Genomic DNA, 23,446 nt, shown 5'->3' with positions numbered 1-23,446 from the left:
TCACCAGCTCCTATCGTATATCTTTCGGGTCAAACGCATCACGCAGTCCCTCTCCAATCAGATTGATGGAGATAACGGTCAGCAGACACATGATACCGGCAGGCAGCCAGTTCCATGGAAAGTCCTGGAAGACTTCGGTATTTCTTGCCAGTTCCATCAGATTTCCCCAGGAAGGCGTAGGTGCGGTAACACCCATACCAAGGAAAGATAATCCGGCCTCTGTCAGAATAGCACTCGCCATGGACAATGTCGCATTAACAATGATCATGGATAAAACATTCGGTATCAGATGCTTGAATATTTTTGAAAAATCACTCAGACCAAGTGCCTCGCAGGCCTGCATGAATTCCTGTTCGCGAAGTGACAGAATCTGTCCGCGCACAAGACGCGCCAGTCCCGGCCACGACAGCACACCGATCAGAAACGATACGATATACATTTTCACATTTGACGGTGTCCATAACATATTATATGCCAGTACAAGAATCAGTGGTGTAAATGGCAGAGAGTACACAATTTCCGCAAAACGCATAAGAAGATTGTCAATCCATCCACCATAATAACCGGATATACCACCGATCACACAGCCAAGGAGCACCGTAATCAGGGCAGCGATGATACCTACCATGATAGAAATACGTCCACCCAGGAACAAACGGAAGAATACATCACGCCCCTGCTGGTCAGTACCCAGCCAGTGCTCAGCATTCGGTCCAATATTTTTTGTATCAAAGCTATAATCATTTACATTAACACCGCTTATGATCGGTACGAAAATCACGGCAAGAACGATCAGTATAAAAATGATCAGACCGGCCATAGCGATTTTGTTTTGTCTGAATTTATTCCATGCAATTTGCCAAGGGCCCATGGTATCGCTTTTATCCAGCTTTATTTCAGTTTGATTTACATTTTCTTTCGCCATTCTAATCACCTCTATTCTACTTTAACACGTGGATCGACAACGGAATACAGAATATCCGACAACAGATTTCCCAGCACCATCAAAATGGCAGAGAACATCAGACACGCCGTGATAATACTCTGATCCTGTCCACTGATTGCCTCGATCAAAATCTTACCCAGACCAGGCCACAGGAATACGGATTCCAGAATCATTGCCCCACTGAACAGGGAAGGAATGTACAGACCCAGCAGTGTGACAAGAGGTATCAGCGCATTTTTAAATGCATGACGGTAAATCACTGTTTTCTCTTTCAAGCCCTTTGCACGCGCGGTTCGTACATAGTCCTGATTGATAACATCGATCATGGAGCTTCGTACATAACGGGAGAAGGTCGCAAAGTTACCGAACGCAAGAACAATTGTCGGCAGCAGCATATGCAATGCAACATCTCCGATTTCCTGGAATATATTATCATATCCGAAGACTGCAAGATCCGGGGTACGCATACCGTTGACTGGTATCACGCCGGAAGGCAGCGCTACGAAGAAAATCAGAATCAGCGCAAAGAAGAAAGTTGGCACAGATACACCCAATAAGGAGAATACTGTCCAGAAATTGTCGAATTTAGAGAATTTTTTTGTTGCCTGCTTAATTCCAATCGGAATAGAAAGCCCGATACCGATAACGAGGGAAACCAGGTTCAGCAGGAATGTATTCCATACGTAGTCTCCAATGATTTCAGAAACTGGAAGTTTGAACTTGGTAGATGTCCCCAGTTCTCCTTTAGCAAGATTTCCAACCCAGATTACATACTGTTCTGGCAGAGATTTATCAAGTCCCAATTCCTCACGAATCTGCTGTTTCTGTTCCGGGGTAGCCTTGCTTCCCATTCCCAGATAAGCATCAACTGGATCTCCTGGCATTCCTTTTACGGTCCCAAAAATGACGATTGAAATAATAAATATGACAGGAATTAGATTTAGCAAACGTTTAACTATATATTTCAGCATGAGATCACCTCCAAAAAAACTTAATTTTGAAACATAGAAGTTGAATTAAAACATAAATAAGAGCAAGTGTATCCTTGCTCTTATTTGAACACTTTACAGTTTACTACTTAACTTTACTCGATTGTAGCATCCCTCAGACCATGTGTCCACTGGTACAGTGCACTTGTCTTCAGGTTCTTGATCTTCTTGTTGTAGAAGTCAAAGTAAGTGTTACCATATACAGGCAGTGCAGAAACGTCTTCATTTACCTGTTTCTGAGCCTCTACCCATTTGTCTTTTGCTTTATCCATATCCATTTCTGTCAATGCAGCATCCATCAGACTATCCAGCTTCTCGTCTTTCAGACGGCTTGTGTTGTCCAGACCATCACCAACATATTTGGAATCAAAGTTCGTTACAGCACCTGACATTGTATCATCTGTGAAAGAAGTAGCCATGAAGTAAACGTTCCATTCTTCAATGTTCTTGTCATAGTATACTTTATCCATCAGTGTGTTGAAGTCAACAGTTGCAACCTTAACATCAGCTTTCAGCTCTTCACCCCAAGCCTTTTTCCACATAGGGATCAGGTTGTTCAGGATATCATGATCTTTGATTGCCATGATTTTGATTTCCAGCTTCTGTCCGTCTTTTTCACGGAATCCGCTAGCTCCGACTTTCCATCCTGCATCATCCAGAAGCTTTTTAGCCTTTTCGATGTCATAGCTGTAGTTTGTTAAGCCGTCAACCTTTTCCTCGCCTGTGATAACTTTACCAAGCTTAGAGATTGGGTTGTTCCAAGTTGTTGGTACATAACCGATTTCTACACCATCAAGATCCTTGCAGTCCTTGCATTCATAGTAAGAATTCACGAAAGACTGACGGTCGAATGCGTAAGACAGTGCCTGACGTACTTCTTTTTCACTTGTTGCACCATTTACTGTGTTGTAAGTGATGTAACCCATACCACCACGTGGGTAGTGGTTGATTGTCAGATCCTCGTTGTTGGAAGCAGGTCCGATTTTCTTAGGCTCAATCTGTCCTGCCAGCAGGTCGATATTGCCGGATTTCAGTTCCTGATATTCCGTTTCCATCTTTACCGGTTTGATAATGACATTTGCAATACCCTTGTAATCATCGCCCCAGTATTTCTCATTCTTTTTCAGAGAAGCACCTGTACCGGCTTCCCATTTGTCCAATACGTATGGTCCGGTTCCGATTGGTTTACCTACAGCATCCTGAATTGGTTTTGTTTTCTTGTAAGCATAGGAATCCTTAAACTGGTTAGAGCTGATAACACTGATGTTCATCAAACTCTGCAGATTATCGTTTCTTGCTTCTGTGAAGTGGAATACGACAGTATAATCGTCCTTCACTTCGATACCAGGATAATCTGGTTCTTCCTTGTTCTTTTTGTTGTTGTACTGCTTGTATCCTTCCAGATACTGGCAAGTAGAGATGAAACGTCCTGTATAGCTTGGATCTGAAACTACCTTGTATGAGAATTCAACATCCTTTGCTGTAAAGTCGCTTCCGTCTGAGAACTTAACACCCTTTCTCAGATTGAATGTAATTGTTTTACCATCCTTGGCAACGTCCGTTTTTTCTGCCAGAGAAGGCTGTAAATTACCATCCACGTCATACTCCATCAATTTGTTGTACACCAGATCGATTACGTATCCGTCGTAAGCACCAGTGTAGTACAATGGTGAAAATGTTCCTGTAAGTTCCTCAGCTCCTACAACTAATGTATCACTTTTTTTAGAAGATCCTCCACAGGCTGTCAGTGAAAGCGCACATGCTGCTGCGGCCATCACTTTGAATAGCTTTTTCATCTAATTCCCTCCTATCATTCCTGATAATGACCTTATTATATCGTAATTCACATAGAAATACAATATTTTAACTCTCACTTTCACACGAAAATGTCATTTTTGTTTACATTTTCATGAAAGAAAACCGTCATTTTTATGAAACCAAATGCATTAGCATGCTATGTATCACTTTATTTTCAGACAAAATGATAAATTTGTGCATTATATATGGACACCCTTTCGCTCCCAGGCAGCTGCAGAAAAAAAGGATGCTCTCAATATGAGAACACATCCTTTTTGCTGTTCATGTATAATCTTATCGTTTGTTGAAAGGAACGATTGTCTTAGGAATTCCGTTTTCCATGATCAGTGTAGGCTCACCCTGAATCAGTGGTGTGATGTAGTCATAGAATTCCTGTGTCAGACCCTGGTAATCCGGCAGAATCCACTCAACAGGTACATGTTTTACATGGTTAGCGAAGTTTTCAGCAGGTCCGGAGATGAATTTTGCATTATATCTTCCATCCACATATTCTCTCTGTACGGCAACTACGTGTCCTGTAAATTTGCCATCAGCACTTCTGTTGTGTGCTGACATACCCAGCTCAAATGCTTCTGTAACGTCAACCAGTGACTGTGCGAAGTTGGAGCTTCTTGCTGCAGTACTCAGATCCTGCACCTTAGCACGAGGAGCGATACCAGCTTCCAGAATCATATTTTTCAGGTTTTCACCGGCACCACCTAATACAGCGTGTCCGAAACCGTCATTTACAGCTTCACCGGCTGCAATGTATGTACCGTCTGCATAGTGAGCACCCTCACTTGTAACGATGTAGCATTTTCCTTTTTCATCCATGCATTTCTTAACCTGTGCAAGGAATTTTTCCTTATCGAAATCAACCTCAGGCAGAACGATCAGGTCAACTCTTCCGGTAACAACTGTAGATCCTGCAAGCCATCCTGCATCTCTACCCATTGTTTCCAGAATAAATACTTCTTCACGTGTATATACGTTGTAGTCCAGCCAAGTAGCGTTTACAACTTCATTAGCAAATTTAGCTCCTGAAGCGAATCCCGGACAGTGGTCAGTAACCATCAGGTCATTGTCTACTGTTTTTGGAATACCAACAAAACGCTTGTCGATATTGTTTGCCTTCGCCCACTGGCTCAGTGCATCAACAGTATCCATGGAATCATTTCCGCCGATATAGAACAGAATTTCGATATCATGCTTGTCCATGATTTCAACCAGCTTGCGGTAATCTGTTTCATCGTTTCTCTTCAGCTTGTAGCGGCAGCTTCCAAGTGCAGAAGACGGCGTCTGACGCAGAAGTCTGTTTTCGTACTCGCTCATGTTTGTCAGATCGTATAAACGGTCTTCCAGAATTCCTTCAATACCATTTAATCCACCATATACGTGGTCATATACAGGGTTCAACTGGTTTGCGCGTACCACACCTGCCAAAGAAGCGTTAATAACGGTAGTTGGTCCACCAGACTGTGCAACTAAACAATTTGCCATGTTATAATTCCTCCTATTAACATTTAACATTACGGCATTATTTTAGCACATAATCCGCTATTTTTAAAGTTCCTATTTGTTTTTCTTTGTATTATACTGTCCAAATATACCGATAAAATCAAGAATCAGGTCATTCACAAGCAGAATCGCGGAAACCTGCCAGTTTTTAAAGGCGATGATCACAATACCTGCCAGCATACAGCCCTCCAGAATCAGCAGCAGACGGATATCCTTTTTATAGCGTGCATCCCCCCACAGCGGCAGCAGTCCCTTCACATCCTGATGCCTCAATATATAGTCATCCATCAAAATCAATACGATCCAGTACAGAACACCGCCGTCGCGATAGCTGTACAGCAAAGCAGGCATCAGCGCCAGCTCCATACAATGTGCCAGTATATTATCCTGTATTGTTTTTACCATATGCAAATCACATCCTCATGCATATGGTAACACGTTTCGCAGATTATGGAAGCAAAAGTTTCAGGAACGGCTGCTGCTTTTCCCGCGCAGCTTTTTTCGTGCGAATATCATTTTGAAATCATGTGGATTGAACGGGAACAGCGGATAGAAATAGGAGGTGTTTGTCACGGTGCGGTTGCTTGCCATGATAATCAGCATAAGTGCGATACCGAGCCAGAAGCCCCAAACCGGTGAAATCGCCGTAAGCACCAGCAGCATCACACGCATGAATTTGATCGCATAGCCCAGCTCATAGCTTGGCTGCGTGAAGTTCGCAAGTGCCACAAATGCCATATACAGGATAATTTCCGGTGCCAGCCAGCCTGCATTCACTGCAAAATCCCCCAGGATCAGTGCACCGATGATACTGAAGGAGCTGTTCAGGGAGCTTGGGGTGTTGAGAGATGCCATCTTCAGAGCATCAATACCGAATTCCAGCACCAGAAACTGCACGATGATCGGCAGATTCATATGGTCCTGTATCATCGCAAAGCTGAGCCAGTCCGGTGTCAGCTGCGGATTGCAGTTGAGATAGTACCAGATGGGTGTGACAAGCAGTGTCAGGAAAAACACCAGAATGCGTACGATGCGCAGATAGCTTCCGGTAATCGGTGGCAGATAATAGTCCTGTGCCTCCTGTATGAAGTCAAAAAAGCTGGTCGGCAGGATGAGCACACTGGGCGAGTTGTCAATCATTAAAATGACCTTTCCCTCCAGAATATTACTGCTGGCCGCATCCGGACGCTCTGTATAGCGAACCTTGGGAAATGGATTCAGCCATTTGTGCGGTACCAGTGCTTCAGCAAGACTCTCCTGTGCCATGGTCAGCGCCTCCACATGGATTTCCGACAGCTTATTGCGGATATCATCCAGCAAATCCTTATCAGCCAGTCCATCCATATAGCACAGCACAATATCACTTTTGCTCATAGAGCCCAGCGTATGGTATTCCATTCGCAGATGTGTATCGCGGATTCTTCGCCGTATTAAGGCTGTATTGAAAATCAGTGTTTCCACAAAGCCGTCCCGACTGCCGCGCAGCACCTTATCATCCTCCGGCTCCTGCATACTGCGTGTGGGATACGTTCTGGCATCAATCACAATACCTTCCTCATAGCCTTCTACGATCATCAGGACACTGCCGCTTAAAACAGATGTAATCATCGCCGCAAAATCCGGCTGCACATCCACCTCGAGATAGGAGAGCCAGGAGTCGCAGAAGGTCTGAATATCCTGTGTTTCCACGCATTTCTGTAAATCGGCTTTTAATAGAAATTCCATCATCTTTTCCAGTATTTCATCCTTAGCAAAGCCGTCCACAAAGTACAGATTCATATGGATTCCCTGTACGAGCAGCGGTTTTACAACGATATCAAAGTTTAAATCCGTCTGCATTTGTTCTTTCAGGCGGGTGTTCAGTTTCTCATATTCCTTTTTCATTTGCATCACCTGCTGTTATCGTGTGCAGAATGAAAGGAATTATGCAGGAATTCATGAATGTATACATAGAATATATAGATTTTCTTCTAGCTGCTTTCATTGCTATACTTCCTGTAAATATTTTTTAAGAGGCTCATCCTGCCGCAAGAATCGTTACAATGACCTCGTCCTTTAAACTATCATTGATTGCCATGCCGAATATGATATCCAGTGCACCACCAGCCTCCGTATGTATGAAATTGACAATTTGCTGAACCTCCTCCAATGTCAGCTCACTGTTACCGCATATGTGAACAATCGCGTGATGCAGTCCCCTGATGTCATGTTCTAAAAGACTTGCGGATAAAGCTTCCTTGACTGCATCTTCCCCTTTCCGATTCCCGCTTCCATATCCGACGCCGATAAACCCGTGCTTCTGTTTTTCCATCGTTGTACAGATATCCGCGTAATCAATATTGATGTAAACAGGAATGGTAATCAGCTCGTACAGTGCCTGTATTCCCTGCTGAATGATGCTGTTTGCTGTGGAAAATGCACTGGTGATCGGAGCATTGCCAAGATGCTGAAGGATATGACGGTTAGAGAGCGTAATGCAGGTATCCGTGTACGAATATATTTCTTCCATAGATGCCATGGCAGTGCGCATGCGTTTTTTTCCTTCAAAGGGAAAGGGCAGCGTTACAAACGCAATGGTCAGCGCATGCAGCTCTCTGGCAAGCTGTGCAAATACCGGAAGTGCTCCACTCCCTGTACCGCCCCCAAGACCGGCACATAACAGTATCATATCCGCACCCTTCATTCTTTTACAGATTTCCTCCTTCGCCTCGATTGCTGCACGCTTGCCCAATAAAGAATCTGCTCCTGTCCCATATCCTTTCGTCTGCTTTTCTCCAATCAATAGTTTATGCTCCTGTGAAAGCTGCAGCAAAGCAAGCCGATTGGTATTGACCGCAATATATTCCACACCGTGCAGTCTATGCTGCAGCATATGGCGGATGATAGTATTCCCGCCATCACCGATACCAAAAATTTTAATTGTGACCTTTCCCATAGAATCTCCTTTATCTTTCAGACAGATATCATAACACATGATGTAAATAAAACGCACACCTTTCATTATGTAGTAAGACGATACTGCTGTATCCCCTGCCAACCTCATTTTCAGCACCTGTACAAAAATACGTTTATCATTGCATTCCATTACAAGACATCCTGTAATAAATACCCACCATCTGCACAGCTGATTTTGTATCCAATCCTGTTCCTTCCCCTATATAATTGTTAAAAAGTAGGGCATCTGTAAATTCGCACAGTTTTATCAAATACATACCATCACCTGTCTGTATATTACAATATCCGCTGTTTCAAATTTGACACATGCTGCCAGTTTTCCAGAAAAAAACAGTCCGAAGACTGTTTCTACATTATTTCATATGGATTCCACGATACAGACACTGACCGATTTCTTCCTCACGAAGCAATCCCAGCTCATCCTGCCATTTCAACAGAAAAAACGGATCACGCAGTAATTTCCGCCCGAGAAGCACATAATCACAGCGCTCCTCCTGCAGGATCTGACTGATTTCTGATTCTTTGGTAATACAGCCAACCCCCATGACCGGTAACGTCGTCATGGTACGGATTGTTTCCGCATAGGGTATCTGATACAGCGGGTACGCATGTACAGCTCCTGTATTCAACCCGCCGCTGGATACGGAAATCGCAGCAGCTCCGGCTTCCTCAATCACCTGTACCGTTGACTTCATATCTTCCGGATGCAGACCACCGGCTTCATATTCCTCGGCAGAGATACGAACCACGATATCTCCCTCAAAATTATCCCGGCAGCCCTCCACGATACGGCGAAGCAGAAGGGTACGGTCCTGCCCATAAGCATCGCTGCGCTGATTGGTGAGCGGAGATAAAAACTGGTTAATCAGATACCCGTGGGCGGCATGCACCTCCACAAAATCATATCCAAGCTCCCGTGCCCAGCGGCTTGCGAATTCAAAATTCACAATCAGCTCATTGATACCATCCTCATCCAGAGAGATGACATCCCCCTGCTCCATCGGTCCATACTTCTGATTACCAAAGGTATTTTTCATTCCGGCGTGATTTAACTGAATACCGATGTTCACACCATAGGCATGAACACAATCCACAATATCCTTCAGAATCTGCCGCTGCCTCGGTGTAAAGATCCCCAGACATTCATCATTGATATAGCCGTGGGCATTTACTGCCGTAGCTTCCTGCACGATAAAGGCCGGCCGCCCCTTGGCAAGCGTATCATAATGCGCAACATGATGCAGATTTCCCACACCATCCTTTGTTTTCACCATATAGGTACACATGGCAGGTACTCCGATGCGATTGCTCAGCTCCATATGCCCCAGCTTGTTTTTTTCAAAAACCTTCAAGTGAATCCCTTCTTTCTTAGTTTTCTACTTTCTCACTGTATTCTTCCCACTTTTGCATCAGATTTTCAATTTCATTGTGAATAAGATCAATTTTTTCATCCAGCTCCTGCATTTTATGATAATCGTGGTAGTACTCCGGTTCAAAGCGCAGCTCACGAAGAGCCTCCAGCTCCTCCTCCTTCACCGCAATCTTTTTTTCCAGCTTACTGATTTCCTTGCCGTAATTGATGTAGCGCTCCGGCTTTGCACTTTCTTTTTTCTCCGGCTGCTGCTTCTTTTCCACCGGCTGCGCCTTATCCCTGTTCATATATTCCTCATAGGTCAGCGGATAATAGCTTGCCTTACCGTCATCAATGACCAGAATCGCGGTAGCCAGCTTGCTTATAAAGTAACGGTCATGGGAAACAAACAGCATCGTGCCCTCATAATCCTTCAGGGATTCCTCCAGCGCCTCTTTACCGATGAGATCCAGATGGTTGGTCGGCTCATCCATTAAAAGGAAATTGGGGTGTGACAGCATCAGCTTCACAAAGCTCAGGCGTACCTTCTCTCCTCCGGACAGGCAGTCCACGGTTTTGAAAACCTCTTCCCCGGTAAAGAGAAAGCATCCCAGTGCAGTGCGCACCTCGGTGCGATTCAAATCCGGAAAGTCGTTCCATACCTCTTCCAGCACGGTATTTGCACTGTTGAACTGCGCAAGCTCCTGATCAAAATATCCAACCTCGATCTGATGCCCGAGCAGAAAGCTGCCGGACAGCGGCTTCACCTGCTTCATCAGCGTTTTCATGAAGGTTGATTTTCCTTTTCCGTTTGGCCCGATCACGGCAATCTTGGCAGACTGCATAACCTCCAGATTCACGGTACATAGCGGCTGGTCATAGCCAATTGTCAAATCCTGTACCTCCAGAACCCGTTTTCCACCCTTTACATTGGGTACAAAGCGGGCATTGAAGCTTTTCTCGTTGCTTTTGGGATCCTCGATACGCTCCATACGATCCAGATATTTGATTTTTGACTGTGCAAAGGCAGCCTTATTTTTCTTATACCGGAACTTCTCAATCAGCTCCTCCATTCGCTGAATTTCCTTCTGCTGGCGAATATAAGCACTTTTCTGCTGTTCCAGATCACTTTTTTTCACATTCACGTAATTGCTGTAGTTTCCCGGATAGCGCCGCATGACACCGTATTCGATTTCATAGACGACATCCACGACATCATCCAGAAACATACGGTCATGGGATACGAGGATAACTGCCTTGGGATAGCGTTTCACATATCCCTCCAGCCACTCGATCGTATCAATATCCAGATGGTTGGTCGGCTCATCCAGCAACAGGACATCCGGCTTGCTCAGCAGTAGCTTCACAAATGCCAGCCGTGTTTTCTGACCACCGGAAAACGTAGAGATCGGGCGTTTGAGGTCATCCTCCTGAAACCCGAATTTTGTAAAAATCGTCATCATTTCACTGCGATAGGTATAGCCGCCCAGTTCTTCAAAGCGCTGCTGTACATCCGCATAGGCATTCAGCACAGCTTCACTGTGGTCGCTGCACATTTTTTCACTCAGCTCCTCCAGCCGTTTACCAACCGCCTTCACCTGTTCAAAGGCCTGCTCCATCTCTTCTTCCACAATGACATTCTCATCCGTGAAGGTCGTCTGTGCCAGATAACCGATCCGCAGTTTATTTTCCTTATGAATTTCTCCGGCATCCAGTACTTCCGTTTCCGCAATCACCCGCAGCAGCGTTGTCTTTCCGCAGCCGTTTCTTCCGACAATGGCGATTTTCTCAGTATTTCTTATTTCAAACTGTATGTTTTCAAATACGGTTGTTGCACCGTAATATTTGCTTCCTTTATGAATCTGATATTTCATCATCTCCACCTTCTTTTATTAGATTCGTAATATTTATTTGGACGCATTGATGCCGCTGGCAAAGGAGGCGGCTGCCTGTTTGGAAATCTTCTCCCCGTTCTTTAACCAGTATGCGGCATCCTCTTTATTTGATACATAGGCAAAATCTATTTCCAGCCCCTGCATGCCGTCCGCATCCACAAAGGTCTGGTTTTCCTTACGGGCATTTTCACTGCCCTTTCCTGCCATGGTTGCACGTCCGCCCGCTTCCCGAATATTGGAATACATATCGTAGCCGCCACTGATCAGCGGACTTGCACCGACACCGGGATTGTTTGCATCCGTATACGCACTGCCGCTCATCTTCAGCTTCTTTTCCAGACCGTACATAATATTTTTTCCAAGCGTCGGACTGCTGTAGGCACTGTGCCAGATTTCCACACCGCTCACATTCTCATCCGGGTTCGTATTAAACCGCAGATAAATATAATAGCGTGCATGCTTCTGATAGCCGTCTGCCAGTCTGCCATCTTTTCCATAGGCAGGCTTCGGCTGCTCTGACGCATCGCTTTTCGTTATTTCCACCCGCAGACCATGTTGTTCAAGCTCTTCCTTCATCCATACGGCTGCCTTGTAGGTTTCCTTATATTCTGTGATACCATTCCCTTTATTTCCCTCATCCGGGACATAGGTAAGATCCATATTCATTCCATAGGGATCCAGCAGAACATCAATATCTCCCTCTTTGGGCTTGGCTTTTTCCACGGATAAAAACAGGTAGTTCTGATCCAGCTTACTGTCATAATCCTTCAGCAGATCCTGATCCGCAATCAGCTTTATCGCATTGACATTTCCCTTGCGCTGTACGGTGGTAAAGGTATCCGAATGCAGCGTCCGATCAAAGATAACCCGCTTCTTCACCAGATTATCAATAACCGTTATCTCATAATAGCCGGGATTGAGATCCTCCAGCGTGATTTTCTGATCCGCTGTGGAATCCATGGTCATCGGAATGGTTTCATCCGTACACAGGTTATGCAGCTCTACGGTTTTTCCTGCAAGCTCATCCTTGTCGCCTTTTGCATCATATGTCTGAGTATATAAACCCAGAGATTCTCCGTAAAAGACATAATCCCGAACCGTGAGGGTATCGGCAGCCTTTTTGTTTAACAGATGTATCGTTTCTTCACTGTTCAAGCCGCAGACAGTGAATTTTTTGGCTTCTTCCTTCTTCTGCGGAAACAGCAGTCCTGCGACCGCATACAAAACAAGAGCAACCAGCAGAATCAGCGGTACTGCGATTTTCCAGCGTACCTTGTATTTTCGTTGTCGAGGTGCGTATGCCATGAGTATCCCTCCGTTTTCTAACGTATATCATCAATCAGTGAAGCCTGCAGTTCGATATCCTTGATATGCTTGGGTGCCTGGTCCTTTAACGGCGGATAGCTCATATGCTGCGTGGATACTTCAACATCCAGCATATCCTTCGGTCTCTTCGGTACCGGCAGCATGGTATCCTCAAACTCCACGTACTGTATAGGAAAAACACTTTCCAAGCTGTATACAACCGGATGAAAAAAGGAATTAAAGGTCCAGGTCAGATCATAGCCAATCCATGCGGTGTTCTTATTGATCTGCCCGTATTTTTTTGCATTGCGTACAAATCGGCGCTTTAAAAGCAGCGGATTGCAGTGCAGATTCTCAAAGAAGACGATCAAAACCATCAGAATACCGTTGCGCACACGCCATATAAAATCCTTTGCTTTGTTTTCGCTTACATGATCCAGCACAAAAATATCAATGAACAAGCCGTCACTATCTCTGCATTTATTTTTTAACAGCGCGTTGTATTCCACACAATAGGTACCTTTTTTTCGTACCTTCATCGGCGGAACCAGCACATTATACTCGCTGTGGGTTTCAAAGCACTGTGTGATATAGGCATCGCCCAGTTCATGAACCACCCTTTGGAATTTTTCATAATCCTCGCGCAGCATTCCGATATCCGCATCATCATCCCATGGAATAAAGCCTTTGTGCCGGACAGCGCCAAGGGCACTTCCGCCGGTCAGCCAGTATCGAATGTTGTGCTTTTTACACAATGCATCTATATCCTTCAGCATTTCCAGCAGTACGAGCTGTACATCCCGTACGGTAATGCTGGTACCATCTTTTCTTGTCTTTAATATGTACTCTTTCATCACAAATCACCATGTTATATTATAGAAGATAAAGATAGCGAACACAACGGTTTTCAAAAAATATCACAAAAAGGTAAGAAACCATAATGCGAAATCACTAAAATAACAGAGTCACCGGTAATATTTGAAAGTACCGGGCTTTTTTGCGATCCAATCGCGTCATGGAGAGCAGGACAACCACAAAGCATGTAAAATAAACACTACGGATACGGAAATCTATCCTAAACCATCCTGAGGAGCGCATTGTTTATCGCTCTGCTATGAAATCCCCTTTTACATAAAAATATAACAAAAAAATCAAGCATTTGTGGATTTTTTAGGAATTTGACAGATTCCATACGTATAGAAGGGGGTAAGGAGCCCTTACAGAATGGAGGACATAAAAATGTCAAATGCAAGGAATCAACTCAACTACAGTAACGATCTATTTTTTAAGTACACCCTTTCCCGTGAAGATGAAGGCTCTGTGTACGCCCGCAACACCATCATTGAGCGTGTTACCGGAATCAGGGTAAAGGAAAGCACCGTGCTCAATCCCAACCTGGATCCAGGCATCATCGGAAAGAAGCGCATCATTCTGGATGTGCATGTAAAGGATGAACAAAATCGTCATTTCAATATCGAGATGCAGACGACCTGTAAGGGAATAGCGGAAATGATGCGCTTTGAATTTTACGGTGCCAGAGCATTGAACAATCAGCTGAAAAGCGGTGAGTTTTATGATCAATTAAAGCCGGTTTATCAAATTATCTTCATTGATGAGTATGCATGGAACAACAGAAATCTGATCAATCAGTATCAGATGCGCAATGAGCAGGGAGAAGATGAAAGCGGCTATCCGCTCATCCTTCGCACCTTTGTTCATATGCCGGCAATCAATGACATCGTAAAGGAGAAGGAAATGCAGAGGCTGAATGACTTTGAACAGCTGGTATACCTGTTTGAAAATAATGAAAAAAATGATATACTGAAGTCAAAGGAAAGGCTGGTGAGGGTATTCATGAACAAGTATGAGGAAATGCAGAAGGATGACGAGCTGTGGTCAACGGCTATGGCGATTCAGATGGGAGAAGCACGTTACCGCAACGGCTTGCGTGACAGCTTTGAAGAGGGAAAAGCTGCCGGAAAAATGGAAGGTAGGATGGAAGGAAAGATAGAAGGTAAGCTGGAAGGAGAGAGACAGCTCTTACACAAACTCATAGAAATTAAGTATCATGAGGACTGTGTAACGTGGCTGCAGGCATTAACTGATGAGCAGATGCATATCGTATCCACTTTACTTCTGGAATGTGACACCTTCGAGTCGCTCAAAAAGCAATTAAATAAAGCTGATATGAAATAAGTTATTCTATACATCATAATTGTGAATTTCTTTTCTATACCGTAAACGAAAGGCTCTCAGCACATGAAGTGCTGAGGCTTTTCATATTGTTCATACAAAAGTCAGTTTTCTCTATAGGCTGATATGCTGAAAAAAGGGAAAGAACATCCAAAGGTTGAATGACTTTGAACACTGCTGTATCTGTTTGAACATAATGAAAAAAATGATATACTGAAGTCAAAGGAAAGGCTGGTGAGGGTATTCATGAACAAGTATGAGGAAATGCAGAAGGATGATGAGCTGTGGTCAACGGCTATGGCGATTCAGATGGGAGAGGCACGTTACCGCAACGGCTTGCGTGACAGCTTTGAAGAGGGAAAAGCTGCCGGAAAAATGGAAGGTAAGCTGGAAGGAGAGAGACAGCTCTTACACAAACTCATAGAAATTAAGTATCATGAGGACTGCGTAACGTGGCTGCAGGCATTAACTGAGGAGCAGATGCATATCGTATCCACGTTACTTCTGGAATGTGACACCTTCGAGTCACTCAAAAAGCAATTAAATAAAGCTGATATGAAATAAGTTATTCTATACATCATAATTGTGAATTTCTTTTCTATACCGTAAACGAAAGGCTCTCAGCACATGAAGTGCTGAGGCTTTTCATATTGTTCATACAAATGTCAGTTTTCTCTATGTGGCTGATATACTGATAAAAGGGAAAGAACACCCAAAGGTTGAATGACTTTGAACACTGCTGTATCTGTTTGAACATAATGAAAAAAATGATATGCTGAAGTCAAAAAAGAGGCTGGTGAAGGTATTCTTACCCAAAGGGTTCCAGGTGAGCAAGTACGAGGAAATACAGAAGAATGACGAGCTTTGGTCAACCGCAATGGCAATGCAATTGGAAGAGGCACGTTACCGCTATGACTTGGAGGACAGCTCTGAAAAGAGAATAGCAGCGGGAAAGATGGAAGAAAAGAGGCAATTCTTACACAAACTCATAGAAATCAAGTATCATGAGGATCATATGACATGGCTTTGTACTTTGACAGCAGAGCAAATCGAGAACATCTCCAATCTCATTTTAACCTGTGATACTTTTCAGGAACTAAAGTGTCAAGTGGAGTGTAAAAAATAATACATAAAACCGCCTATAAACAACACCAGCCACCTTTTAGAATGGTTGGCTTTATCTTTTACGTATGTAAGGAAACCGTAAGGATTCCTTTTTTTACATTTCTGCTTGTATCATACAATCGGATAACCCGTATGTATTTCCTCCATATAGAGCTTTTCCATATAACTCAACATATGTATATCGGTTTTTCGTTAGTATAAACGCCTATATGTTAGTTTTAACGTTCATTCGTTATTTTCATAACGTTTTTCCGTATTACAATACATATAGAGGAGGAAGAATCCCATGAATTATCTAGAGAAACTAAAGCTCCTTATGAAGCAACATGGTCTCAATGAAAATCAGCTGGCAAAAAAAGCCAATGTACCGCAGAGTACCATAAATTCCTTATTCCAGAAAAATAACCTTCCTACAATTTCAACACTGGAGGCACTATTGGAAGCCCTGGATATGACTTTGAGTGAATTTTTCTATGATGATGCGCTCATGAAGAAACATCAGCTGGAAGAACAAAATTTAATGAGCAAATGGAATTTCATGACCAGTGAGCAGAAAAACGGGGTACTCATACTCATCGATTTATTGTTAAACACCGGCTCTAACAGAGCAAACGGATGAAAGTGCATTACAAAAGATCACAGCTGTCCTTATACTCCAGCAGTGATTTTTTTATCCTCCACGTATACCAGGCAGACACTTTAACGACGTATTCACAATATCAATTGTATCCCACATATAATCTGCTTTATGGAACAATCCCTAGTATCCGGATACCGGGTGCAACAGCCTTGAGTATATTTTAGCGTAAAGGCTCCCATATAAAAGCATTCAGGAAAAGCCATACATATAATCCCGATATTGAGAATTCTCAACCTCTTTATTTCAGAAAATGATCATCTATTCCATTAAATATGACATATTTAACATTTTTCCGTTAATACTAACGCCGATACGTTATATATAACGCCTTTACGTTAGTTTTGCTACGCTTTATCGTATTACAATAGATATAGAACAGGAGGTCGCCATGGATTATTTAGAGAAGCTAAAAGTATTGATGAAGCAGCATAATCTTACGGAATACAAGCTGGCTCAGAAAGCCGATGTAGCGCAAAGCACCATCAATTCCTTATTTCGTAAAAATAATCTTCCGACGATATCTACGCTGGAATCACTGCTGACCGCAATGGATATGACACTGAGTGAATTTTTTTATGATGAGTCCCTCATGAAGAAGCATGAACTGGAAGAGCAGAATTTACTGAAGAAATGGGGCCTTTTGACAAATGAACAGAAAAAGCCTATCTTACAGCTGATTGATCTGCTGCTGAATAACGGCAGTAAGAATTAAACGATACAAACAAGCAGACGAAAAAACTGCCGTGTCATAATGATGCGGCAGTTTTCTATATGATAATCATACATGTGGTGTGAAAAATTTCCATGATGCGAATATAATCAAGCCGCTCGATACTGATCCATTCCTGTACAGGTACAGGGTGCTCATGCAGTGCCTTCTGCAGCCAGATTACATCTCTCCATGCATCGAATTTATAGCCTGCATTACGCAGCACACCGATTTCTGTAAAACCGAAGCTTCTATGCAATGCAAGACTTGCGTCATTGGGTAGTGTGATACAGGAAATCGCTGTCTGCAAACCCTGCAGCTTTAAAACCTCCAAAAGTGCCGTATACAGTGCCTTACCGATCTGACGGTGCTGTACCTGCGGCAGCAGATAGATGGATAATTCCACATTCCACTGATAGGCGGCACGTTCCATATGACGGTGTGCATAGGCATACCCCACGATGTTCTGATCAATCTCACATACCAGATACGGGTATTCCCTTTGAATCTTCATCATGCGTCCTTCAAATTCTTCCAGAGAGGGAACGTCATATTCAAAGGTGATAACACTGTTCTCCACATAATGTGCATAGATGGATAGAAGTGCCGGTGCATCCGACAGCTGCGCAAACCGTATAGTTTTCATGGTGCTCCTTTCCTCCCCACAGACTTTGAGGCCGACAAAGCCCTCCCCCTCACAAGAAAGCCATGGACGCATCCATGGCCGTAACTCTTAAAATAACAGATTCTTCGGTGTACGCGGGAATGGCTCCACATCACGGATATTCTGCATTCCTGTCAGGTACATCAACAGGCGGTCAAAGCCAAGACCGAAACCGGCATGCTTGCAGCCTCCGTATCTTCTCAAATCCATATACCACTGCAGACTGTCTGTCGTCATGCCCATATCCTTCATACGCGCTTCCAAAACATCATAGCGTTCTTCACGCTGACTGCCGCCGACCAGCTCACCGACTCCCGGGACAAGCAGATCACAGGCTGCCACGGTTTTTCCATCATCATTGACACGCATGTAGAATGCCTTGATTTCCTTTGGATAATCCGTCAGGAAAACCGGTCCATCCACGATTTTCTCACAGATATAACGCTCATGCTCGGAATTGAGATCCATCCCCCATTCCACCTTATTATCAAACTTCACATCCGCCTGTAACAGCAGATCGATTGCCTCCGTATATGTCATCCGCTTGAAATCCGAATTGCGCACCTTCGTGATACGCTCAATACAGCTCTTATCAATCATCGTATTGAAAAATTTCATTTCCTCAGGCGCATTTTCAAGAACATAATCGATACAGTATTTCACCATATCCTCGATCAGGTTCATATCATCCTCCAGATCCGCAAAGGCAATTTCCGGCTCAATCATCCAGAACTCACTGGCATGACGGCTCGTGTTGGAATTCTCCGCACGGAAGGCCGGACCAAAGGTATACACATCACGGAACGCCATGGCAAACGCTTCGACATGCAGCTGTCCGGTAACCGTCAAAAATGCTTCCTTTCCAAAGAAGTCCTGCTCATAATCGGCATCATCTCTGGTTGTCGCCTTAAACATTTCACCAGCACCCTCACCATCATTTCCCGTAATGATCGGTGTATGTACGTATACAAAGCCCTGATCCTGGAAAAATTCATGAATTGCCATGGATAATACCGAGCGCAGACGGAAGATTGCATAAAAGGAGTTGGCACGCGGACGCAGATGTGCAATTTCACGCAGATATTCAAAGCTGTGACGCTTTTTCTGCAATGGATAATCACGGTCGCAATCCCCTTCCAGCGATGCTTCGGTAACCTGAATTTCAAACGGCTGCTTTCCCTGTGGTGTCAGCACGAATTTTCCGGTTACGGTGATCGCCGCACCTGTCGGATATTTCTCAACCTCCGCAAAGTTTTTCAGTTCCTGTAAATACACCAGCTGCGCGTTTCGGAAATATGTTCCGTCATTCAGCTCGATGAAGCCAAGCTTGCCACTGCAGCGGTTTGTCCGAACCCAGCCCTGCAGCTGCACATATTCCATGCTGTCCTGTTCCACATGAGATCCACTCATAACGATCTCATACAGCTCGCGTATTGTCATAAATTCAAACATATTCATTTCCTCCTGTTTACGGTACAAAAAAACGTTCCCTTTCAGGAACGTATTGTACGCGGTGCCATCCTGATTCCCATGCGTTTGCCGCATGAGCATCTTCTTCGGGATATATCGTTCCCACACGAAACCGTCTACTGTTGTTCTCCGGTTCAGCTCCACAGCCGTTCAGATATAAATCCGTATGCATGCAGCTTCCACCTTCCTGCATTCGCTAGTTGCGCGTAATTTATTCTGTTCTGCTTCAACGCTCTACATTCAGATTGTTGGTCTCAAAGACCAGCTCCTGTATAGATGATACCACATCCACGCTCTTTAATACAACCCCTTTTGGAATTTGTATATGTTCATGCGTAAAATCCACAAGTCCTGTGATACCACAGGCAATCAAGCGATCGACCGTTTGCTGGATATTTTCAGAAATCGCCAGAATTGCGATACGGCAGCCATCCGGCACCTTCTTCTCCAAATCCGCAATATCATATACCGGTATACCGAAGCGTACACCCTGACGGTCTGGATTGACATCAAATGCACAGGCAATCTCACCAACCACATAATCCCATTTATTATACTTCATCAGTGCCCGGCCCATATTACCGGCTCCGACCAGAATGATTTTTTCATCAAAATCCATACCGAGCTGCTGATTAAAAATTTCAATCAACCGATTGACATCATAACCATATCCCTGCTTTCCCAGATTTCCCAGAAAAGAAAAATCACGGCGAATCGTCGTCGGTTCAATATTGACGACACTGGCCAGTTCCTTGGACATGATTCTTTCTACACCTGAACTTTTCAGCTTGCGCAATGCCTTCAGATAGACAGGATATCGCTGCAGCGTTGCCTTTGGCACATTTTTCTCTGTCATGTTTATCACCTATTGCATAGTATAGCATACTTTTTTAACTTTGTGAATAAACTATCATATTTAACTTTTTTGAAAAGGGAAATTTCCTGCCGGACACAGAAGTAGAAAGCAAAACACGGAGTGCTTTAGATGTTCAGCATACGGGGAGAATGAATGCGGAAATGATTGCAATACGTTTCCATCCCATCACCAGTTATATGATCTGTATCCGTATGCAATATTGTACGTGATGCTGCATGGGTTCCTGCATACGGCAGTATAGACTGCATAGCAAGGAACGGACAGCTTCCTTTACAGGAAAGGTACAGGTCTGTTTTCGTTTCTTACGCCGATACTGTAGAGCATCACCTTAAGATACATGCATGGTCTGTGCATTTCACATCCGGCTGCTCATCAATGACTTCCTGCATATCCTTCATCAAAGCACCTTTTCCTTGACGCTCCCCTCTTATATCCGATACATCCAGTGCATTGTTTCCATCACATCCTGTAAAGCACATTCCTACTCACAGCAGCTTCTCCATCTGTACATGAGGAACATGCTCATCCATATGCTCCTCCCCGCATATGGTATAGCCATAGCTTTCATAAAACGCACAGGCACGGCATTGTGCATCCAGAATACAGCGCCTTCCCTTTTTGCTGTGAACGATGCTCTCCATCTCGGATAGCAGGACACCGCCCAGTCCCTGATGGCGAAACTGGGGAAGTACCGCAATACGTCCGAAGACCCATGCCGCCTCCTCTTCCTTTGGAAAACAGCGTGCACAACCTGCAAGTGTGCCATCCACATAAACAGTAATATGTACAGCAGTCGCATCAATTTCGTCAAATTCATTCTGAAATCCCTGTTCCTTCATGAACACCTCAATACGAACATACCTGTAGTCCTGCTCGTTATCCTTTGTTTTAATTTCTATCATATTTGCTCCCATCCAAGAAAAAAGGCAAGCTCGACATAGCTGCCCTCTCTTATATAATCATAAAGCCGAGATCATTGATAACCTTTCTGGCAACGGCCACCATATCGGAGTTTCCCTCCACAATGACGCATTGCTTTTCCAGATTTACCTGAAAATCCACTCTGGTTTCAGCCAGTGCCGTTTCTATTCTTCTCGCCTTGGTATCATCATCCAGATACTTTACCAAAATAATGTTCTTCAAGCGGATCACCTCGTTGTTATTGTATCACAATCCCTGTAAACAATCCAATAGTTGATACGATTGTTCGTGAATTGTAAGAGAATTTAATCTTCAACGATTGTTCCAAGACTTGTGGAAAAGGTTCCTTTTAAATATATGCGGATATGATGGTCCTTTGCATAGTTGACACAGCGGTCATGCAAAACCCTCGATTTCATATTCAGCATTTCGTCGTAGGTCAGTTTGTCGTATTTAATCGCATATTCATTCAGCTTGGGATCCTTGTCATAGACACCATCCACATCTGTATAAATATCCACTTCCTTGAGATCCAGCATATCCGCAAACAATACCGCACTGTAATCACTGCCTCCTCTGCCGAGGGTCGTCACATGACCACTGGGGGAGATACCGATAAAACCGCCGACAACCAGCACATCATAGCTGTTCAGCTTCTTGCGTATTCCGGTATGATCCAGCTTCAGTACCTTTGCATAGTCATAGTTCTCATCGGTAAGTATTCCGCAATCGAAAAAAGGGAGCGCATACGCCCGTATTCCCATATCCAGAAGTTCACTGCATATCTTCAGTGCAGATAGCTGCTCTCCCATAGAAACCAGTCTGGCTTTTTCCTGCCTGGTGAGAAATTCACTGCCCATGGACAGCAGGGTATCCGTAGCATACGCATCCGGATAGCGGCCCATGGCCGATACCACAACAATCACTTTATTTGTCTTGCTGCTTTCCAGCACATGACGGTACACATATTTCCTGGTCGCTTCACTGCGCAGGGAGGTACCGCCAAACTTCATTACTTTCATGTTCATATGCATAACCCCACATTCCTTATACCATATGTCAAAAGATGTCGGAATGTGCGGTTTTTTCGCCCAGTTCGCTTGATTTCATAGTACTTTCAGGAATTTGGAATCCGTTCCTGCTGGCAAAAGAAAAAGATACCCAAAAGCCGTCATGTGCATGTAATTGCACATACGCTCAGGTATCTTATCAAAATTATGTCGTCTATCTTATTTTTTCAAAGCCTTCACAAAACGCTCGGTAATCTGCTTCGGACGTGTGATAGCACCACCGACAACTGCACTGTAAGCACCAGCCTCATATACTGCAGCCAGATCTTCCGGCGTATTGATTTTGCCCTCCGCAAGAATCGGAGCCTTGATTGTTTCCGCCAGCTTTTTGAATAGCTCAAGATTTGGACCATCCACATTTTTGGAATACGGCGTGTATCCGCATAAGGTGGTAGATACACAGTCAAAGCCGATGTTTTCCGCATTCACGCATTCTTCATATGTCGAGCAGTCCGCCATGGCAAGAACACCGTGTTCATGCACATAGTTGACGAGATCCTCCAGCTTTTCCCCATTCGGACGATCACGAAGCGTCGCATCCATAGCGATCATTTCACACCCTGTTTCAAATAGCTCATCCAGCTCCTTTTTCGTTGCGGTGATATAAATATCACTATCCGGATAGCTGCGTTTTACAATTCCGATAACAGGCAGATCAACGACTTTTTTAATTTCGATGATATCCTCCTTGCTCTGTGCACGGATTCCTACGGCACCTCCCTGTTTTGCCGCAAGCGCCATTCTTCCCATAATGAAGGATGAATGCAGTGGTTCATCAGGCAGCGCCTGACAGGACACAACAAGTCCACCTTTAATTTGTTCCAGCATGTTCATAATTAAGACCAACCTTTCCTGATATACATATACAGTATAATCCTTTTCCTTTTTTTTGTCTTCCCTTTCCTAGATGATTTTTATGGAATTCAATTCCCCGACGCCTTTCAGCATGTATCAAACAGCAATGGAAAAACAGCCTGCCGCAATCATCCCTGACGGGACTTTTAGAATATCCATGCGCTTG

Annotated in this window: 23 protein-coding genes and 2 pseudogenes; 5 read left to right on the top strand and 20 right to left on the bottom strand. The window is 44.0% G+C overall.

Annotated elements, in window-relative coordinates:
* Positions 1-10: 10 nt before the first annotated feature.
* From G4D54_05640 to G4D54_05590, 11 genes are all read right to left on the bottom strand, one after another.
* On the bottom strand, positions 11-925 hold the full coding sequence (locus G4D54_05640; protein ID QJA01942.1) for an ABC transporter permease: 915 nt from the start codon (positions 923-925) through the stop codon (positions 11-13).
* A gap of 11 nt (positions 926-936) precedes the next feature.
* Positions 937-1,917, bottom strand: a complete 981-nt coding sequence (locus G4D54_05635) for an ABC transporter permease (GenBank protein ID QJA01941.1) — start codon at positions 1,915-1,917, stop codon at positions 937-939.
* A 113-nt stretch (positions 1,918-2,030) separates the two neighbouring features.
* Positions 2,031-3,731: an ABC transporter substrate-binding protein gene (locus tag G4D54_05630; protein QJA01940.1), complete on the bottom strand. Its 1,701-nt coding sequence runs from the start codon at positions 3,729-3,731 to the stop codon at positions 2,031-2,033.
* 295 nt (positions 3,732-4,026) lie between these two features.
* Positions 4,027-5,232: a diphosphate--fructose-6-phosphate 1-phosphotransferase gene (locus G4D54_05625; protein QJA01939.1), complete on the bottom strand. Its 1,206-nt coding sequence runs from the start codon at positions 5,230-5,232 to the stop codon at positions 4,027-4,029.
* Positions 5,233-5,304: 72 nt separating this feature from the next.
* Positions 5,305-5,655, bottom strand: coding sequence for a hypothetical protein (locus G4D54_05620; protein ID QJA01938.1), 351 nt, complete (start codon positions 5,653-5,655; stop codon positions 5,305-5,307).
* Positions 5,656-5,715: 60 nt separating this feature from the next.
* Entirely contained in the window at positions 5,716-7,134 is a 1,419-nt protein-coding gene (locus G4D54_05615) for a spore germination protein (protein QJA01937.1), read from the bottom strand.
* A gap of 133 nt (positions 7,135-7,267) precedes the next feature.
* Positions 7,268-8,335, bottom strand: coding sequence for a cell division protein FtsZ (gene ftsZ / locus G4D54_05610; GenBank protein QJA01936.1), 1,068 nt, complete (start codon positions 8,333-8,335; stop codon positions 7,268-7,270).
* A gap of 223 nt (positions 8,336-8,558) precedes the next feature.
* Positions 8,559-9,557, bottom strand: coding sequence for an NADPH dehydrogenase (locus G4D54_05605; protein QJA01935.1), 999 nt, complete (start codon positions 9,555-9,557; stop codon positions 8,559-8,561).
* A 16-nt stretch (positions 9,558-9,573) separates the two neighbouring features.
* Positions 9,574-11,430, bottom strand: coding sequence for an ABC-F type ribosomal protection protein (gene abc-f / locus G4D54_05600; protein ID QJA01934.1), 1,857 nt, complete (start codon positions 11,428-11,430; stop codon positions 9,574-9,576).
* Between the two features lie 33 nt (positions 11,431-11,463).
* Positions 11,464-12,756, bottom strand: a complete 1,293-nt coding sequence (locus tag G4D54_05595; GenBank protein QJA01933.1) for an N-acetylmuramoyl-L-alanine amidase — start codon at positions 12,754-12,756, stop codon at positions 11,464-11,466.
* 17 nt (positions 12,757-12,773) lie between these two features.
* The gene (locus G4D54_05590; protein ID QJA01932.1) at positions 12,774-13,610 is read right to left on the bottom strand and encodes a LicD family protein; all 837 of its coding nucleotides are present in this window, start codon (positions 13,608-13,610) and stop codon (positions 12,774-12,776) included.
* Between the two features lie 385 nt (positions 13,611-13,995).
* Here G4D54_05590 and G4D54_05585 point away from each other — a divergent pair, with 385 nt between their 5' ends.
* From G4D54_05585 to G4D54_05565, 5 genes and pseudogenes are all read left to right on the top strand, one after another.
* Positions 13,996-14,952 carry an Rpn family recombination-promoting nuclease/putative transposase gene (locus G4D54_05585; GenBank protein ID QJA01931.1) on the top strand — a complete coding sequence of 319 codons (957 nt, stop codon included), beginning with the start codon at positions 13,996-13,998 and terminating at the stop codon, positions 14,950-14,952.
* Positions 14,953-15,097: 145 nt separating this feature from the next.
* Positions 15,098-15,513: pseudogene (locus tag G4D54_05580) on the top strand (hypothetical protein).
* A gap of 451 nt (positions 15,514-15,964) precedes the next feature.
* Positions 15,965-16,275, top strand: a pseudogene (locus tag G4D54_05575) (hypothetical protein).
* Positions 16,276-16,360: 85 nt separating this feature from the next.
* Complete coding sequence (locus tag G4D54_05570) at positions 16,361-16,693, top strand: helix-turn-helix transcriptional regulator (GenBank protein QJA01930.1); 333 nt, start codon at positions 16,361-16,363, stop codon at positions 16,691-16,693.
* Between the two features lie 409 nt (positions 16,694-17,102).
* Positions 17,103-17,426 carry a helix-turn-helix transcriptional regulator gene (locus G4D54_05565; GenBank protein QJA01929.1) on the top strand — a complete coding sequence of 108 codons (324 nt, stop codon included), beginning with the start codon at positions 17,103-17,105 and terminating at the stop codon, positions 17,424-17,426.
* A 55-nt stretch (positions 17,427-17,481) separates the two neighbouring features.
* Here the strand turns inward: G4D54_05565 and G4D54_05560 are convergent, their stop codons facing one another.
* The 9 genes from G4D54_05560 to G4D54_05520 all read right to left on the bottom strand — a co-directional run bounded on the left by G4D54_05560 (position 17,482) and on the right by G4D54_05520 (position 23,253).
* Positions 17,482-18,141, bottom strand: coding sequence for an N-acetyltransferase (locus tag G4D54_05560; protein ID QJA01928.1), 660 nt, complete (start codon positions 18,139-18,141; stop codon positions 17,482-17,484).
* Between the two features lie 15 nt (positions 18,142-18,156).
* A complete protein-coding gene (gene asnS / locus G4D54_05555) occupies positions 18,157-19,539 on the bottom strand; it encodes an asparagine--tRNA ligase (GenBank protein ID QJA01927.1) in 1,383 nt (460 codons plus the stop codon).
* 16 nt (positions 19,540-19,555) lie between these two features.
* On the bottom strand, positions 19,556-19,729 hold the full coding sequence (locus G4D54_05550; GenBank protein QJA01926.1) for a hypothetical protein: 174 nt from the start codon (positions 19,727-19,729) through the stop codon (positions 19,556-19,558).
* Positions 19,730-19,783: 54 nt separating this feature from the next.
* Positions 19,784-20,413: a redox-sensing transcriptional repressor Rex gene (locus G4D54_05545; GenBank protein QJA01925.1), complete on the bottom strand. Its 630-nt coding sequence runs from the start codon at positions 20,411-20,413 to the stop codon at positions 19,784-19,786.
* 344 nt (positions 20,414-20,757) lie between these two features.
* On the bottom strand, positions 20,758-20,913 hold the full coding sequence (locus tag G4D54_05540; protein ID QJA01924.1) for a hypothetical protein: 156 nt from the start codon (positions 20,911-20,913) through the stop codon (positions 20,758-20,760).
* A 6-nt stretch (positions 20,914-20,919) separates the two neighbouring features.
* Positions 20,920-21,336: a GNAT family N-acetyltransferase gene (locus G4D54_05535; protein QJA01923.1), complete on the bottom strand. Its 417-nt coding sequence runs from the start codon at positions 21,334-21,336 to the stop codon at positions 20,920-20,922.
* 49 nt (positions 21,337-21,385) lie between these two features.
* Positions 21,386-21,577, bottom strand: coding sequence for a hypothetical protein (locus G4D54_05530; protein QJA01922.1), 192 nt, complete (start codon positions 21,575-21,577; stop codon positions 21,386-21,388).
* A gap of 83 nt (positions 21,578-21,660) precedes the next feature.
* The gene (locus G4D54_05525) at positions 21,661-22,389 is read right to left on the bottom strand and encodes an aspartate kinase (protein ID QJA01921.1); all 729 of its coding nucleotides are present in this window, start codon (positions 22,387-22,389) and stop codon (positions 21,661-21,663) included.
* Between the two features lie 195 nt (positions 22,390-22,584).
* The gene (locus G4D54_05520; GenBank protein QJA05155.1) at positions 22,585-23,253 is read right to left on the bottom strand and encodes an N-acetylmannosamine-6-phosphate 2-epimerase; all 669 of its coding nucleotides are present in this window, start codon (positions 23,251-23,253) and stop codon (positions 22,585-22,587) included.
* Positions 23,254-23,446 lie beyond the last annotated feature (193 nt).

This window comes from [Clostridium] innocuum (assembly GCA_012317185.1).
Lineage (GTDB): Bacteria > Bacillota_I > Bacilli_A > Erysipelotrichales > Erysipelotrichaceae > Clostridium_AQ > Clostridium_AQ innocuum.
Note: the sequence above shows the minus strand (reverse complement) of the source record. Positions and strands in the feature narration are given on the sequence as shown.

What these genes read in the sequence shown, in the direction of transcription:
- G4D54_05640 (QJA01942.1), bottom strand. Translation starts at nt 925, where the DNA reads ATGGCGAAAGAAAATGTAAATCAAACTGAAATAAAGCTGGATAAAAGC.
- G4D54_05635 (QJA01941.1), bottom strand. Translation starts at nt 1,917, where the DNA reads ATGCTGAAATATATAGTTAAACGTTTGCTAAATCTAATTCCTGTCATA.
- G4D54_05630 (QJA01940.1), bottom strand. Translation starts at nt 3,731, where the DNA reads ATGAAAAAGCTATTCAAAGTGATGGCCGCAGCAGCATGTGCGCTTTCA.
- G4D54_05625 (QJA01939.1), bottom strand. Translation starts at nt 5,232, where the DNA reads ATGGCAAATTGTTTAGTTGCACAGTCTGGTGGACCAACTACCGTTATT.
- G4D54_05620 (QJA01938.1), bottom strand. Translation starts at nt 5,655, where the DNA reads ATGGTAAAAACAATACAGGATAATATACTGGCACATTGTATGGAGCTG.
- G4D54_05615 (QJA01937.1), bottom strand. Translation starts at nt 7,134, where the DNA reads ATGAAAAAGGAATATGAGAAACTGAACACCCGCCTGAAAGAACAAATG.
- ftsZ (QJA01936.1), bottom strand. Translation starts at nt 8,335, where the DNA reads ATGGAATGCAATGATAAACGTATTTTTGTACAGGTGCTGAAAATGAGG.
- abc-f (QJA01934.1), bottom strand. Translation starts at nt 11,430, where the DNA reads ATGAAATATCAGATTCATAAAGGAAGCAAATATTACGGTGCAACAACC.
- G4D54_05595 (QJA01933.1), bottom strand. Translation starts at nt 12,756, where the DNA reads ATGGCATACGCACCTCGACAACGAAAATACAAGGTACGCTGGAAAATC.
- G4D54_05590 (QJA01932.1), bottom strand. Translation starts at nt 13,610, where the DNA reads ATGAAAGAGTACATATTAAAGACAAGAAAAGATGGTACCAGCATTACC.
- G4D54_05585 (QJA01931.1), top strand. Translation starts at nt 13,996, where the DNA reads ATGTCAAATGCAAGGAATCAACTCAACTACAGTAACGATCTATTTTTT.
- G4D54_05570 (QJA01930.1), top strand. Translation starts at nt 16,361, where the DNA reads ATGAATTATCTAGAGAAACTAAAGCTCCTTATGAAGCAACATGGTCTC.
- G4D54_05565 (QJA01929.1), top strand. Translation starts at nt 17,103, where the DNA reads ATGGATTATTTAGAGAAGCTAAAAGTATTGATGAAGCAGCATAATCTT.
- G4D54_05560 (QJA01928.1), bottom strand. Translation starts at nt 18,141, where the DNA reads ATGCGTCCATGGCTTTCTTGTGAGGGGGAGGGCTTTGTCGGCCTCAAA.
- asnS (QJA01927.1), bottom strand. Translation starts at nt 19,539, where the DNA reads ATGTTTGAATTTATGACAATACGCGAGCTGTATGAGATCGTTATGAGT.
- G4D54_05550 (QJA01926.1), bottom strand. Translation starts at nt 19,729, where the DNA reads ATGCATACGGATTTATATCTGAACGGCTGTGGAGCTGAACCGGAGAAC.
- G4D54_05545 (QJA01925.1), bottom strand. Translation starts at nt 20,413, where the DNA reads ATGACAGAGAAAAATGTGCCAAAGGCAACGCTGCAGCGATATCCTGTC.
- G4D54_05540 (QJA01924.1), bottom strand. Translation starts at nt 20,913, where the DNA reads ATGTGCTTTACAGGATGTGATGGAAACAATGCACTGGATGTATCGGAT.
- G4D54_05535 (QJA01923.1), bottom strand. Translation starts at nt 21,336, where the DNA reads ATGATAGAAATTAAAACAAAGGATAACGAGCAGGACTACAGGTATGTT.
- G4D54_05525 (QJA01921.1), bottom strand. Translation starts at nt 22,389, where the DNA reads ATGCATATGAACATGAAAGTAATGAAGTTTGGCGGTACCTCCCTGCGC.
- G4D54_05520 (QJA05155.1), bottom strand. Translation starts at nt 23,253, where the DNA reads ATGCTGGAACAAATTAAAGGTGGACTTGTTGTGTCCTGTCAGGCGCTG.